Origin of the sequence: Tolumonas lignilytica, assembly GCF_000527035.1 — a bacterium.
Taxonomy (GTDB): domain Bacteria; phylum Pseudomonadota; class Gammaproteobacteria; order Enterobacterales; family Aeromonadaceae; genus Tolumonas; species Tolumonas lignilytica.
Window position 1 is genome coordinate 360,528 of record NZ_AZUK01000001.1, and the last position, 15,170, is coordinate 375,697.

At 51.9% G+C, this 15,170-nt stretch carries 14 protein-coding genes; 3 read left to right on the forward strand and 11 right to left on the reverse strand.

The window, feature by feature from the left end:
- Positions 1 to 139: 139 nt before the first annotated feature.
- The 9 genes from H027_RS0101670 to H027_RS0101710 all read right to left on the reverse strand — a co-directional run bounded on the left by H027_RS0101670 (position 140) and on the right by H027_RS0101710 (position 11,442).
- Positions 140 to 1,867: a bifunctional protein-serine/threonine kinase/phosphatase gene (locus tag H027_RS0101670; RefSeq protein WP_024870798.1), complete on the reverse strand. Its 1,728-nt coding sequence runs from the start codon at positions 1,865 to 1,867 to the stop codon at positions 140 to 142.
- A gap of 74 nt (positions 1,868 to 1,941) precedes the next feature.
- The gene (locus tag H027_RS0101675) at positions 1,942 to 3,411 is read right to left on the reverse strand and encodes a NarK family nitrate/nitrite MFS transporter (protein WP_024870799.1); all 1,470 of its coding nucleotides are present in this window, start codon (positions 3,409 to 3,411) and stop codon (positions 1,942 to 1,944) included.
- A gap of 9 nt (positions 3,412 to 3,420) precedes the next feature.
- Positions 3,421 to 4,251 (reverse strand): ABC transporter ATP-binding protein, encoded by an 831-nt coding sequence (locus tag H027_RS0101680; protein ID WP_024870800.1) that lies wholly within the window; start codon positions 4,249 to 4,251, stop codon positions 3,421 to 3,423.
- An 18-nt stretch (positions 4,252 to 4,269) separates the two neighbouring features.
- Positions 4,270 to 5,211 carry an ABC transporter permease gene (locus H027_RS0101685; protein ID WP_024870801.1) on the reverse strand — a complete coding sequence of 314 codons (942 nt, stop codon included), beginning with the start codon at positions 5,209 to 5,211 and terminating at the stop codon, positions 4,270 to 4,272.
- Positions 5,212 to 5,236: 25 nt separating this feature from the next.
- Positions 5,237 to 6,601, reverse strand: a complete 1,365-nt coding sequence (locus tag H027_RS0101690; RefSeq protein WP_024870802.1) for a CmpA/NrtA family ABC transporter substrate-binding protein — start codon at positions 6,599 to 6,601, stop codon at positions 5,237 to 5,239.
- 219 nt (positions 6,602 to 6,820) lie between these two features.
- Complete coding sequence (locus H027_RS0101695) at positions 6,821 to 7,381, reverse strand: ANTAR domain-containing response regulator (protein WP_024870803.1); 561 nt, start codon at positions 7,379 to 7,381, stop codon at positions 6,821 to 6,823.
- Between the two features lie 21 nt (positions 7,382 to 7,402).
- Positions 7,403 to 8,164: a uroporphyrinogen-III C-methyltransferase gene (gene cobA / locus H027_RS0101700; RefSeq protein ID WP_024870804.1), complete on the reverse strand. Its 762-nt coding sequence runs from the start codon at positions 8,162 to 8,164 to the stop codon at positions 7,403 to 7,405.
- A gap of 32 nt (positions 8,165 to 8,196) precedes the next feature.
- Entirely contained in the window at positions 8,197 to 10,815 is a 2,619-nt protein-coding gene (locus H027_RS0101705; RefSeq protein WP_024870805.1) for a nitrate reductase, read from the reverse strand.
- Between the two features lie 213 nt (positions 10,816 to 11,028).
- A complete protein-coding gene (locus H027_RS0101710) occupies positions 11,029 to 11,442 on the reverse strand; it encodes a GFA family protein (protein ID WP_024870806.1) in 414 nt (137 codons plus the stop codon).
- An 81-nt stretch (positions 11,443 to 11,523) separates the two neighbouring features.
- Here H027_RS0101710 and H027_RS0101715 point away from each other — a divergent pair, with 81 nt between their 5' ends.
- Together H027_RS0101715 and H027_RS19220 are read left to right on the forward strand one after the other, a co-directional pair.
- Complete coding sequence (locus H027_RS0101715; RefSeq protein ID WP_038149134.1) at positions 11,524 to 12,114, forward strand: uracil-DNA glycosylase family protein; 591 nt, start codon at positions 11,524 to 11,526, stop codon at positions 12,112 to 12,114.
- Between the two features lies 1 nt (position 12,115).
- Positions 12,116 to 12,241 (forward strand): hypothetical protein, encoded by a 126-nt coding sequence (locus H027_RS19220; protein WP_272912506.1) that lies wholly within the window; start codon positions 12,116 to 12,118, stop codon positions 12,239 to 12,241.
- On the opposite strand, the gene H027_RS0101725 is transcribed toward H027_RS19220, so the two are convergent.
- Positions 12,225 to 13,145, reverse strand: coding sequence for a cation diffusion facilitator family transporter (locus H027_RS0101725; protein WP_024870808.1), 921 nt, complete (start codon positions 13,143 to 13,145; stop codon positions 12,225 to 12,227). The two genes, H027_RS19220 and H027_RS0101725, sit on opposite strands and share 17 nt — an antisense overlap.
- A 241-nt stretch (positions 13,146 to 13,386) precedes the next feature.
- Positions 13,387 to 14,019: a DedA family protein gene (locus H027_RS0101730; RefSeq protein ID WP_051448943.1), complete on the reverse strand. Its 633-nt coding sequence runs from the start codon at positions 14,017 to 14,019 to the stop codon at positions 13,387 to 13,389.
- Positions 14,020 to 14,133: 114 nt separating this feature from the next.
- On the opposite strand from H027_RS0101730, the gene H027_RS0101735 reads away from it, so the two are divergent.
- Positions 14,134 to 15,108: an NAD(P)-dependent oxidoreductase gene (locus H027_RS0101735; RefSeq protein ID WP_024870810.1), complete on the forward strand. Its 975-nt coding sequence runs from the start codon at positions 14,134 to 14,136 to the stop codon at positions 15,106 to 15,108.
- Positions 15,109 to 15,170 lie beyond the last annotated feature (62 nt).

A 15,170-nucleotide genomic window follows, 5' to 3' on the forward strand; every position in this document is an offset into this window, starting at 1 on the left:
ATGCCAATTTTAAAAACCTCTTAAAACATAGCCTTTAGATGCATTTTTAGGTTTTTTGCCGGGTTTCCTGCGCTTTTCATGGTTCACGACGGTGCAACTGCACCAGATCAGTCAACCAGCATGGCGAAGGTTTTGCGATCTAACCCGAGTGAAAAATCCGGTAGAACAGTTGCATCAGATTGCCCAGTAGCAAAATCAAAGCAGTGAATTTCCAGAATAAAAGCGGGTTCTCTTCCAATATGGGTCGATGCTGTAAACCAGCTTCCAGTTCCCGGTTGGGTGCTGAAATATCCGTTAAAAATTCAGAGAACGCCTCATAACGGTTTTCCGGTACCGGCTGCAATGCCTTTTGCAAAGCAGCATCGACCCAGACCGGCAGATCCGGGCGAAAATATTTCGCCGGCGTATAGGTAAGCTCCGCGTAACTTTTCAGTTTCCCAGCACGCGGAGAACGTTCTTTATAGGGCAGCTTTCCGGTCAGCATTTCATAGACAATAACCGCCAGCGAGAACAGGTCGGAACGCATGGTGCCGCTAACCCCCATTAAATATTCCGGCGCAATGTAATTTACACTGCCCTGCGGGATCGATTTATCTAGCGGCGAATTCATCTCCTGACTACCAGCGACCAGCACCGTTCCAAAATCGAGGATTTTGACCTTGCCCTCGGGGGTGAGCATGATGTTTTCCGGTTTCAGATCCTGATGCACCATGTCGTTTCGCTGAAAGGCGCGCAGCCCGGCAATGATTTGCTTGGTGATATCCCGCACCGTCGTTAAATCAGGTGCCGGATGTTCATTCATCCAGGTTCGTAAATCACAGCCAACAATGTATTCCCCCAGATAATACATAAACTGTTTCGGCCGCAGCGGTTTATAGGTCTTCATCACATTGGGATGGTCAATGGTCTGCCCGACCCACTCTTCGCGGATAAAACCATCCAGATAGAGCAGATCTTCGGTGAAATATTCCGAAGGTGCCTTGAGCACAAACAGCGCACCGCTTTCAGTGTCTCTGACTTGATACATATGGCTGCGGGTGCCGTTGAAGATGATATCCAGCACTTCATACCCGTCGATTTTATTGCCGATCAGCAATACGGGCGGGATCGGTAATTGCGTCAGTCGTTGCTGCGTTTCATCCAGTGTCTCATTCGGCAGTGAATCGACCGCGAGTACCAGCACCGTCAGATTATCTTCACTGCCTTGATACAACGCGAGATCAACCAGCGCTTTAGCTTGTGCTTCTGGATCTTGTGCCCGAAAAAGGATTTCCTTCATCGTGGCGGATGTCAGCACACCGTGTACACCATCGGAGGTAAGAATGATGCGGTCGCCTTCATTGAGCACGCGTTTCAGATAATCGACTTCGAGGTGTGAATCCGCCCCCAGCGCACGGGTCAGGTGTGTGCGTTTACCGCTGGTGGCCACATGATCAGTAGTGAGTTTTTCGAGTTGTTGCTGGCTATATAGATAGATCCGGCTGTCACCCACATGAAAAATATGCAGCGTGGCCGATTTCACTACCGCCGCAGAAAAGGTCGTCAGCATGCTGTCTTTGATGCCGTGATTCTGCTGGTTTTTCTGATAGAGCCAACGGTTCAGGCTGGAAATGACCTTGGAGGCACTGGTACTGACACTCCAGCTCGGCGAGGTGCTGAGATAATCATTGATGAAACTGGTGACGGCGGTCTGACTGGCAATGTGTGAATCTTCACAGCTGCTGACACCATCAGCAATGACCGCAACCCCCCCTTTCTGCTCCAGCTCGCAGCCATCCGGGATCTTAACGGCAAAGGCATCCTGATTGATGGACTTTTGCCCGGCGATGGAATAGCCACCAACCCGAACCTTGAGGGATTTTGCCATGTGTTACCCCACAGCATGATTTCTGAAAAGAGAAAAACGGCTATTGAACAATAGCCGTTTGAATTACCTTAAGATTAACCGACTTTGATAAGTTCTACCGTGCCGTCATCGTTGATTTCGGCCATATGGCCGCGCGGTTCGTTCATAAACAGGATGGCGATGATCCCGAGAATCGCGGTGGCCGCAATCACCAGAAAGAAGGTTGAATAATCCACCAGCGACAGCACCGTCAGGAAAAATACCCCGCCGGTATTGCCATACGCCCCAGTCATGCCGGCGATTTGGCCGGTCAAGCGGCGTTTAATCAGCGGCACAACCGCAAACACGGCGCCACACCCCGCCTGCACACAAAAGGAACAGGACATGGCAACCAATACCGCGATCAACAATGGCCAGGCACTGTTGATCATCGACATGGCGCAGTAACCCATCGCCAGCCCGGCGATGACGAACATCAGGGTCTTTTTGCGACCGAAATGATCACTGAGCCAGCCCCCGCAAGGACGCGCCACCAGATTCATAAAGGCAAACATCGAGGCCATCAGACCGGCATAAACCATATCGAGTTTAAACACTTGGGCAAAGAACATCGGCAGCATGGAAACCACCGCCAGCTCAGAACCGAACGTCGTGAAATAGAGAATATTGACCGCAGCGACCTGTTTAAACTGGTAACGCTGAATGGCGGGTACTGGCGTATGGAAGATCTCTTTATTGACCTTATAAACGCAGGAACAGTCGTAAATCAGAATCGCCGCGAGAATGACATACACCACCGAAGCCATGGATTCGGAAATCAGCGCCACCCCGTGCGGCGACAATTTCCAGCCAACCAGCACCAGCGCGATATACATTGGCAGTTTCATCAGCAGCAGGAAGAAAAAATCGCCCTTACTGGTGACTTCCAGCCCGCCCATTTTTTTGGATTTAAAATAGGTGGAACCTTTCGGCGAATCAGAGACGTTGAAATACCAGATCACGCTGAACACCAGACAAATCAGACCAGACAACGCCACCGCATAACGCCAGCCATTGTCGCCCCCAAAGAAGAGCGCCAGCGTCGGCATAGAAATCGCTGCAGCAGCCGAGCCAAAATTGCCCCAGCCACCGTAGATACCTTCAGCGATTCCCAGTTCATTGGCCGGAAACCACTCGCTGACCATGCGGATACCGATGACGAAGCCGGCACCGACAAAACCGAGCAGTAAACGGGCCATTGCCAACTGAGTAAAATCGGTGGCAAACGCAAACCAGAAGCAGGGCAGACTGCCTACAAACAATAAAAACGCATAGGTCAGTCGCGGACCGAACTTATCGGTCAGCATACCGATAATAATGCGGGCCGGAATGGTTAACGCGACATTCAGGATCAGCAGTGTTTTCACCTGTGCCATGCTGATATCCAGTGACTTGGCGATCGCCCCCAGCAGCGGCGCATGGTTAAACCACACCACAAATGAAATGAAAAATGCCATCCAGCTCAGATGCAGGATCTTCATCTTGCCGCTAAAGGACAGCATATTAAATTTATTCTCTTGTCTCATCATGATGTCCTACGCTACCGCACTGCTTTTACTGTGCTTGCTACTTTTCAGCCGTGTTACTTTGCTGTGTTTTTCATACAAGAAACTCAGCACCTGTTGGCGTAAATGGTGGTAATGCGGGTTATCCGCCAGCTCAACCCGATCACGCGGACGCGGCAGATCAATATTCAAAATTTCACCTACCGTAGCCGATGGCCCGTTGGTCATCATCACTATGCGATCTGACAGCAACACGGCTTCATCGACATCATGGGTGATCATGATGACGGTGTTATTCAGTTCAGCTTGGATTTCCATCACCGAGTCTTGCAGATGCGCACGGGTCAGCGCATCGAGTGCGCCAAACGGTTCGTCCATCAGCAGCACCTTGGGTGACAGTGACAGTGCACGTGCGATACCGACACGCTGTTTCATCCCCCCGGAGATCTCATGCGGCTTCTTATCCAGCGCGTGATCCATCTGCACCAGCGACAGGTAATAACGCACTTTCTCGTCAATCTCTTTTTTGCTGGCCTCTTTCATTACCTGCCGGACTGCAATTTCGACGTTTTGGTACACCGTCAGCCAGGGTAATAACGCATGGTTCTGGAACACAACCGAACGTTCCGGGCCGGGGCCATCGACCTCACGACCATCGAGAATGATGCCGCCGGAAGTAGCTTCGGTCAGACCCGCAACCAGATTCAGCACGGTACTTTTGCCGCAACCGGAGTGACCGATCAGGGAGATAAACTCCCCTTTGGAGATCTTCAGATTGACGTCAACCAATGCCTCAAAGAAGCCTTTGTCGGTTTTGAAACGCATGCCTACGGCACTTAAATCGAGATAGGTTTTGCTCATTTTCAATATCCCTATTAATTAGCGCAGTTCACTGCGTTTATCCCAAGAGAACCATTTCTGTAATTGCAACATGCCGCGATCCAGCATGAAACCGATCACACCGATGGTGAACACCGCCACCATGATGCGCGCCAGAGACTGCGAGCTGCCGTTCTGGAACTCATCCCACACGAACTTGCCCAAGCCCGGATTCTGCGCCAGCATTTCAGCGGCAATCAGCACCATCCACGCCACCCCCAGCGACAGGCGCAAGCCGGTAAAGATCATCGGAATGGCCGATGGCAGCACGATTTTGCGAACATGCGTGATGGGGTCGAGTTTCAAGACTCGGCTGACGTTTTTTAAGTCCGGCTCGATGTTGGCGACCCCGACAATGGTATTCAGCAAGGTTGGCCACAGGCTGCACAACGTGACGGTGAAAGCCGAGTTGATGAATGATTTCGCCACCAGTGGGTTATCGGTCGAATACACCGCACTCACCACCATGGTCACCAGCGGCAGCCAGGCCAGTGGCGATACCGGCTTCAGGATCTGAATAACCGGGTTGAGTGCCTGATACATCCAACGGTTCAGCCCCAGAATGATGCCCATTGGAATGGCGATCAGGCTGGCGATGCCGAAACCGGTCGCAACGGTCAGCAGACTGGTTCCAATCTGGTCAAAGAAGGTGGGCCGCCCGGTATAAGGGCGGATCATCACTTTTGCATCCGGATTTTCTTTCAGCTTGTCAGCATTACGCTGCTCCTGACGCTGATAAAAGGCAGTTTTTTTTACCTGTTCGGCTTCATGTTCATGCACCAGCCCCATGAATTGCTGCGCGGTGGCCACCGGGCCCGGTAAAGCGCCCAATGTTGTTTTCACCTGACTGGCCGCGATCTGCCAAAAGAACAGGAATACAAGTAATCCAATCAGCGGGAACGCCATGTTCTTCCACTTAATTTGCTGCAGTAATGCTGACATGGTGGTATCTCCTCTTTACTGAAACTTACAGCTTCTGATCGCCTTTCAAGCCAATCGGGAATTGCTTCAGGTAATCGTTTGGCTTGTGCCCGTCATAGGTGATGCCATCGATGAAGTGGTTGTCCGGCGCTTTGTAGCCAGTTTCTTTGGCAAAATCGGGGAAGTCGCTGGCTTTCATTTTGCCTTCCGCAATCAGCTCTTGTGCCGCTGCACGATAGATGCCCGGTTGATACACTTTTTTCGCGATCTCGGCATACCAGCTATCCGGTTTGCCTTCCGGGATCTGGCCCCAGCGACGCATCTGGGTCAGATACCAAATTGCATCGGAGTAATAGGGATAGGTGGCGTTATGACGGAAGAAAATGTTGAAGTCAGAAGCCGGGCGTTTATCGCCTTTCTCAAACTCAAAGGTGCCGGTCATGGAGTTGGCGATCACTTTGGCATCGGCACCGACATATTCCGGTTTCGCCAGCAGGTTTACAGCTTCCTGACGATTGGCGTTGTTGTTCTGATCCAGCCAGTAAGCGGCACGAATCAGCGCCATGATCAGATGAATGTGCGTGTTCGGGTATTTATCCGCCCAAGCTTTTGAAACACCGAATACCTTTTCCGGGTTGTCATGCCAGACATCATCATCGGTCACCACCGGGACACCGATACCCTTGAATACCGCCGCCTGATTCCACGGCTCACCCACGCAATAGCCGGAGATCGTGCCCGCTTCCAGTGTGGCTGGCATTTGTGGTGGCGGAGTCACTGACAGCAACACATCAGCCTGTAATTGCCCGGCGTTATCGCCTTTCTTCGGCGCATAGTAGCCGGGGTTCAGACCACCCGCGGCTAACCAATAACGTAACTCGTAGTTATGCGTGGAAACCGGGAAGACCATGCCCATATTGAAGGGCTTACCCTGATCTTTGTAAGACTTGATTACCGGCTTCAGCGCATCTGCCTTGATCGGATGAACAATCTTACCGCTCGCATCTTTCGGCAGATTGGCCTTCATGGCATCCCAGACTGAGTTGGAAACAGTAATGGCATTGCCGTTCAGATCCATACTAAAGGCAGTCACCACATCGGCTTTGGTTCCAATGCCGATGGTTGCACCCAATGGCTGCCCTGCCAGCATATGCGCCCCATCCAGCTCACCATCAATGACACGATCCAGTAACACTTTCCAGTTAGCCTGCGCCTCCAACGTGACGTACAGCCCTTCGTCTTCAAAATAACCTTTCTCATAGGCGACGGCCAAAGGGGCCATGTCAGTCAATTTGATAAAGCCGAGTTTCAGTTCTTCCTTCTCTGGCGCCCCTACTTTGGCCTGTGCCGAAGTAGACAACAGCACCGCACTGACCATCCAAGCTACTGCATTGTGTTTTAATTTGATCATTCCATTGCTCCAAAAAAAACGCCTCACTGGTTAATTCCAGTGAGGCGTCATTGCCTGAGTTACCAAATTGTTGGAAAGCCGCCGTTGGCTGATCCGTTAACAAATTTGATACATTCAGCTTTCATGCCAATCTTCAAATTCATTAAAAGATGGCTTTTTTATGCATTTTTAACCAATTTTGTAAAACTTTATGAGTCAAATCGGTGCATTCGCACCGGATCAGTCAACCAGCGTGGCGAGAATTCTGCGTGCCAGATCGGCCATCGACTGGTTGTTTTTCATGGCGGTGGAACGCATGACTTTGTAGGCCGTTTCTTCATCCAGCCCCTGAACCTTCATCAGACGCGCCTTGGCTTGCTGGATCAGCTTATTTTCTTCCAGACGTAACGTCAGATCGTCAACAGCCAATTGCTGTTTCCGCATGACGTCTTGTTGCAGACGGGCCTGTTTCAGCCAGCTTTCTACCGGTTCTTTCTCTTCCACCCGATGTGGCACCAGGGTAACCCCTGCCTCTAACAAGAGTTGTTGTTGATTTTCAGGCAAGTTTTCCATAAACAGCACCACCGGCAGCCCCTGACTGGCCAGTGTGGTCGCAATTAATCGCCATTCTGCGGGTAAGCGCCGGCAGTCGAGCATCGCGCCATTGATGCCGCCCGGCGGATGCATTGGGTCGATCTGTTTCACCAGAAAAGGCTCATGACCATAGCGACTCAATAACAAACCCAGGCGGTTTGCCTGGGCAATGTCATCGCTATAAATCAGGATCTTCGAATAACTCATCCATGATTCCTAATAGAAGATCTAGGCGACCGATTGCAGCAGTGTTTCGGCCATGTCACCTAACTCGGCACGCAACTGAACGACCTCACCCATGATCATCAAAACCGGCGTTAACCCGGTTAAAGTATGGGCGGTTTGTTCCAGACACGCGAGTGTCGTGACTTCAACCCGTTGCTGACGTGTGGTGCCAGCTACCACCAGCGCCACCGGTAAATTTGCCGGTGCACCTGCCTGTAATAAGCCGCGACGCAATTCCGTTGCCCGCTCAAGCCCCATGTAAAAAACCAGTGTACCACCACTTTTGACCAGACCACTCCAGCCGTGGAACTCGCCACCATCCTGCACATGCCCGGTCACCAGCGTCACCGAACGAGACAGGCCACGGTGCGTCAGTGGAATACCAGTCGCCGCCGAGCAACCAATCGCGGCGGTAATACCCGGCACAACATCAAATGGCACACCATTGGCCACCAGCAGTAAAGCTTCTTCACCGCCGCGGCCAAAGACATACGGATCGCCCCCTTTAAGACGCACAATCCGCTGATATTTCCCGGCCAGCGTCACCAGTAACTCCGAGATGGCTTCCTGTTTCAGGCTAGGCTCGCCACAACGCTTGCCCACATCGTAACGGGCCGCTGAGGCCGGGATCAGCGCCAAAATGTCTTCACTGACCAAGCGGTCATACACCACTACGTCGGCTTGCTGAATACAACGCAATGCCTTGACGGTCAACAAATCCGGATCGCCGGGGCCCGCACCGACTAACGAAACAAATCCACTCATTTGCCACACTCCTCTGCTTCGTTCTTCGTCATTTAAGCGTCGTTACTGCGGGTATGTTTATGAAGTAATTTCTTCAGTTCAACCACACACGTACCGCAATTGGTGCCGCAACGCAGCAAGCTCTGCAAGCCACTCAATTCCCCAATGCCCTGCTCACTGATCGCATCGACAATCTGTTTTTCGCTGACACGGAAGCAGGAGCAGATCATCCTACTCTCGCCAGCCAAAGCCTGTTCTAGCGTGGTCGATAACGCCGTACTGTTCATCGGCAAGCCTAATAAACCAGCCAGTAAATCAATATTGACCTGCTGATGCGTAGTACTGACCATCAACAAACCAATGATGCGCCCCTGATTCAGTTTCACAGCCAGCCAGCCACCTTTCAGTGGTAGACGTAACCAGCGTCCCTGCTGGGCAATCTGGAACCAGACCTCTTCGGCCGTGCGGGTTTCATCGGTCAGACGACGACATTCGCCGGCATCCAGCGGACGACGCGCCCACCAGCTTACGTCCAGTTCCGGATCATGCTGGCCGACCCACAAGCCATGCCATTTAACATTCACCGCCTCCGGCATCACTTCGGTTTGCTTGAACTGTGGCTGCCCCGAAACCGCATCGGTCACCGGCGCCACCAGCCGGTTGACACCGGAGCAGGAGGAAAAATCATCCGACCAGTGCATCGGCATAAACGCTTCGCCATCCCGCAAGCCATCGTCGCGCCCCAACAACGTCATGACGGAACCCTGCAACGAGTTAATGCGGATCAGCGCACCTTCACTGAATCCGCTCGCCAGCAGAGTTTGCTGGTTCACATAGACCTTCGGCAGCGGTTCGGTTTCCATCAGTCGGGGTAAATGACCAGTACGGGTCATGGTATGCCACTGATCACGCAACCGACCGGTATTCAGTAACCAACTCCCCGCCTGCCGTTCTGCCTTGCGTTTCAGCACGGGTTCTTGTGGCACCACGGCCAGCAGATTGGCCTTGCCATTCGGGGTAGAAAAACGGCCATCAGCAAATAAGCGCTGACGGACACCACTTTCACCAGCCGGTAACGGCCATTGCCGTGGCGTGAACTGCTCGTATTCTTCATCGGTCATCGTCGCCAGCGAGGAAATATCAAATTGCCGACTGTAGTTTTCAAAACCGGAAAGTGCCGCATGTTCTCGGAAGATATCGACCGTATCGTGGTAGTTAAATGCCTCGGCGAAGCCCAGACGTTTACCCAGTTCCGCCATTGCCCACCAGTCGGGTTTGGCCTCACCGGGTGCCTGAGTAAATGCACGCTGGCGGGTGATGCAGCGTTCTGAGTTGGTCACCATGCCACCCCGCTCACCCCAACCCGCCGCAGGCAGCAATAGATCGGCAAACTGGGCAGTGTCGGTTTTCGGGGTCATTTCAGAAACCACCAGAAATTCGCATTTTTCCAGCGCTTCGCGCACCATCACCGAATCTGGTAATGAGACTGCCGGGTTGGTCGCTACCACCCACAACGCACGGATCTTGCCATTGCGCACCGCTTCAAACATATCCACCGCTTTTAAGCCCGGTTGACGGGCAATATTCGGCGCACTCCAGAAGCGGGCAACCCGATCGCAGTTTTCGTCGGTAAAGGTCATGTGCGAAGCCAGTTGTGTCGCCAGCCCCCCCACTTCGCGTCCGCCCATCGCATTCGGCTGGCCGGTCATCGAAAACGGAGACGCACCCGGTTTGCCAACCCGTCCGGTCAGCAGATGCGGATTAATTAGCGCATTGCCCTTGTCTGTCCCCTGATTGGACTGGTTGATCCCCTGACAAAACAGCGTCACCGCTTTTTCGTTCTCGCCAAACCAGCGATAGAATGTCTGTAACTCACTGACCGTGAGACCACATTTCTGCGCCACGTTCTCCAGCGTGTAGTCCGGTGTCATCACCAGCGCATGCAGCTCACTGAAGCCGTTGACGTGATCTTCGATATAGGCGTTATCCACCAGATCATGTTCCAGCAGATAGCGGCTTAAGCCGTTAAACAGCCAGACATCGCTGCCGGGGCGAACCGCCAGATGCAGATCGGCCTGCTCCGCCGTCATGGTCTTGCGAGGATCAATCACCACCATTTTCATGTCAGGACGCCGCGCCCGCGCCTGCTGGATCCGGCGGAAGATGACCGGATGCGTCCATGCGGTATTGGCACCGGCAATGACCAGCAGATCGGTGATTTCCAGATCTTCGTAACAGCCGGGCACCACGTCTTCACCGAAAGCGCGACTGTGCGCCATGACAGCAGATGACATACACAGGCGCGAGTTGGTATCGATATTGGCAGCACCAATGAAGCCCTTCATCAGCTTATTGGCAATATAGTAATCTTCGGTGAGCAACTGGCCGGAAACATAAAAGGCCACCGATCCCGGGCCGGTTTCCGCGATGATGCGGCTGAACTGAGCTGCCATTTCATCCAGCGCCTTATCCCAGCTCACCTGTTGCCGGTGCAAACGCGGGTACAGCAGACGATTCGGAAAAGCCAGCGTCTCCATCAAACTGCCGCCTTTGACACATAACGCCCCGCCATTCGCCGGGTGTTCCGTATCACCAGACAAGGTTTTGGCATCCTCTACGGTAATGCCGCAACCGACTCCACAATAAGCGCAACTGGTATGAACGCGACTCATCCTTGCCTCTCAAAAATAAAAAAACGTCCGGCCCCACGAGAGAGCACGGACGTCGATGTCCCAAATCTAATTTAATATTTTTGATACAAGTTTCATGCCCGATTTAAACAATCTGATAACACTCGATTTTTCGGGGAAAAGGCGGAGAAACGCACCATGATTGAACAACAAAAGAAACGAAGCGCACTAATAATGCTCATATTCGTGCACCGATCAACTCTTCACACTCAGCGGACTCCACAACGCCAGCCAGCGTTCTGTTTTTTCTTCAGGGCTTAAACGCTGAGGCGATACCGATACGGCCGGTTGCAGCAAAGCCTTGTCGTCGAGTCGGGTCGCATTGACCGTACCGACGCGCACACTGCCCTTGCTATAGGTCACGCACATGATCGTGGAACAGGTTGAGCAACTCAAAAAAGTCGCCTGATTGGAACCCTGCTGCAACGAATGCAGCGGCACCCGGCTCTTTATTTCAATCACACCCTGCGGGTCAGAGAGATAAGCGGTCTGATGACGGGTACAGAAATCACAATCACAGGCTCTGGGGGCGTAATGACTCAGCTCCATCGGTAAAGAAATTGCCACTTCTGTGGCACCACAGTCACATTTTCCCAAATATGTGTTCATCGAATTCCCACTGAAAGTAGAGGTTCATAACCGAATGCTCCACTATAGAATCAACACTACGATAAAAGAATCAAGAAAAGCATGGCCTCTCTCGAATCACTGCTGACCCGTGTCCGCGCCTGTACCATCTGCTCCGAACAGTTACCGCTTGGCCCGCACCCAGTATTGCAGATCCATGAATCAGCGCAGATCCTGATCGTCGGACAAGCTCCGGGGCGCAAGGTGCACGAAACCGGTATTCCCTTCAATGATGCCAGCGGTGACCGACTGCGCAGTTGGCTCGGCATTTCACGTGATGATTTTTACGATGAACAGAAAGTCGCCATTCTGCCGATGGGTTTCTGTTTTCCCGGAACCGGAAAATCGGGCGATCTGCCACCGCGCCCGGAATGTGCACAGGCCTGGCGCGCGGCTTTGTTGTCCTACCTCAAAAATATCAAGCTGACCCTGATTATTGGCCGCTATGCGATGGCTTATCACCTGCCGGATGAACAGAGCTCAGTGACAGAAGCCGTGCAATCCTGGCAGAAATACTGGCCACAGCAGGTTCCTTTACCGCATCCCAGCCCGCGGAATAATCTCTGGCTTAAACGTAATCCCTGGTTTGAACAAACGTTGCTGCCCAGCCTTCAACAACAGGTGGCGAACATTCTTAACGATAAAGAGGTTTGAAATGAAAGCAGCCGATTATGCACCGGCATGCCTGAGTCATAACTACCAGCAGGAAGAGAATAAATTACCGCAGCCACGCAATCTGACTGCGGTAATTAGCGGTTATCCAATCAGTTCGCTGATTTGATCTCGGCTGGGTCAACGTGCGTCATGACGTTTAATACTGGGTGCTGCGCTAAAACAGCCTTACGGGCCGCAACCGCAATATCGTGCCCTTCTTTGACTGACAATGTGCCATCAATTTCAAGATGCACATCGACAACGATCAGATCGCCCATTTTGCGGGTTTTCAAATCATGAATGCCTGACACCCCAGTCGTGTTCAGCAACGTCGTTTTGATCTTATCTTCAGTCTCGGTATCAGCCGCGCGATCCATCAGATCATGCAGCGAATCCCACATGAAGGAATAACCCATTTTCGCCACCATCAGGCCGACAATCAGTGCCGCCAGCGGGTCAAACAAGCCATAGCCCATCAGGTTACCAACGATACCGATTGCCACCACCAACGAAGATGCGGCATCAGAGCGAGCATGCCAGGCATTTGCCACCAGCATGCTGGAGCGGACACGTTTAGCGACTGCCAGCATGTAGCGGAACAGTAACTCCTTCATCACTAATGCCGTCAGCGCCACCCACAATGCGACAATCTGAACCTTGGCAATGGTTTCCGGATGCTGGATTTTATGAATCGCCGATCCCAGCATCCCCAATCCCACAGCCAGCAATAAGACACCTAATACCAGTGATGCGGCATTTTCATAACGATGATGGCCATAAGGATGATCGTCATCGGCTGCTTTTTTGCTTTTATGGTTTGCCAGCAAGACCACAAAGTCGGCCACCAAATCGGATAACGAGTGGATACCATCTGCAATCAGACCTTGAGAGCCGGAAATAAAACCAACAACGACTTGACCAGCCGTCAGCAGGCAGTTGACGAAAACGCTGACCCAGGTGCTTTTCTTTGCCGCTTGATAACGTTCCGATTGTTTATTGTCATGTTCATCAAACAGGATGTCTTTTTCCATACGAGTGACCCGCAAAAAAGTTGATATGACTAACGCGCATCGTTATTCACTTCGGAATTACTTCAGGATGGTGAGGGTTTAACGCAGAAATTACACCATTAGCCTCGGCCAGCGGTGCACTATCAGGGCAGGATGGCTAAGACTCTGAAGATAATCCAGTTTTAGGACTGGGATTTCTGTCCAAAGTAATAACCAATGATTTACATGACTATTTTCTTTGTTTACTCACCGCCTGTAAACCTTATTTATCATGGCTGAGGAAGTTACGACGGAAATGCCATATGGCCGGCAGCAGTGAAACCACAACGATACCGAACACCAGCAAAGAGAAGTGCGCTTTGATCCAGGCATTATGGCCCAACCAGACTCCAGCCAACAGAAACAAGCTGGTCCACAGCACGCCCCCTATCGCATTAAACAGAAAAAAACGCGAAGGGTTCATGCCGGTCATGCCCGCGACAAAGGGAGTACCAGCACGAACCACTGGAATAAAACGGCAAATGATAATCGCCTGCCCGCCATATTCATCGAAAAAATGATGTACCTTTTGAATATATTCCGGTTTCACCCAGCGGCGGTGTAACAGAAATTGTCCGAATCGCGAACGACCAATCGCGTAGTTCAGATTATCTCCCCCAATCGATGCCAGGGCGATGATAATGACGGGCACCACAGGCGAAATATTGGATAAACCAAGAAACGCCCCCGTCGTGAACAACAGTGAGTCGCCGGGTAAGAGCGGTAAAAACACCAGCCCGGTTTCAAGAAAGACGATCAAGGCGATCAGCAGCACACCCAACAACCAATTTTGCGCCAGAACCGAAGTCATTGCGTGGTCGTTCATGATCCAATAAAACAGCCATGTCGATATCATTCAGATTTCTCAATTAAATTTCTTTTATTAGCATAGGATGCTTTAAGCAAAATAAAGTACATTACCGGTAACATTCAACTCATTGTGATACTCATTGTAGATAAAGAGGTGAACATGCAACCCAATGTCGTGCTTTATCGGAACATCCCTGACGACCTCCTCGCCTTACTGGAACAGCATTGCCGGGTCACTTTTTTTGATGGGATCAATGCTGATAACCGTGCTGCTTTTACGCAGGCATTAGCTGAAGCAGAAGGTGTTATCGGTGTTGGTGTCAAATTTACGGATGAACTGCTTGCCGCAGCCCCCAGACTCAAGGCTGCCTCCACCATTTCGGTCGGTTATGACGATTTTGATGTAGCCGCCCTGACTGCGCGTCACATCGCCCTGATGCACACGCCCGGCGTATTAACCGAAACCACCGCCGATACCATATTTACGTTGGTGTTATGTATCGCCCGCCGCATCACCGAACTCGCCGATAACGTGAAAAAAGGGCAATGGCAGGCCAGTATCGGGCCGGATTGGTATGGTTCTAACGTGCATGGTAAAACCATCGGTATCCTGGGTATGGGGCGCATCGGCTATGCGGTTGCGCGCCGCGCCCGACTTGGCTTTAACATGAACGTGCTCTATTACAACCGCTCGGCTAAACCTGAAGCCGAATTGACTTTGCATGCTCGTCGTTGTGCATTGGATGAGCTGCTCGCTGAGGCCGATTTCGTCTGTAACGTACTGCCGCTGACACCTGAAACACGACACATCATTAACCATGAAACCTTGGCTAAAATGAAACCCTCGGCCTTTCTGGTGAATGGCGGACGTGGGGCCTCGGTTGACGAAGCCGCACTGATTGATGCATTAAAATCCGGTGTCATCAAAGGAGCCGGTTTAGATGTGTTTGAGAAAGAACCCTTACCAGTCACGTCGGAATTGTTGTCTCTGCCGAATGTCATTGCACTGCCCCATATCGGCTCGGCAACACACGAAACTCGTTATGAAATGTCAAAACTGGCGGTACTCAATCTGCTTGCCGCACTGAAGGGCGATGTGAGCAAAAACTGTGTGAACCCGACGGCATTCCGTTAATCTTGCGGGGCCATCAGACTTTACTGAGGCCCCGTCATTCCGCCCCATTCAGTCTCTTCCCC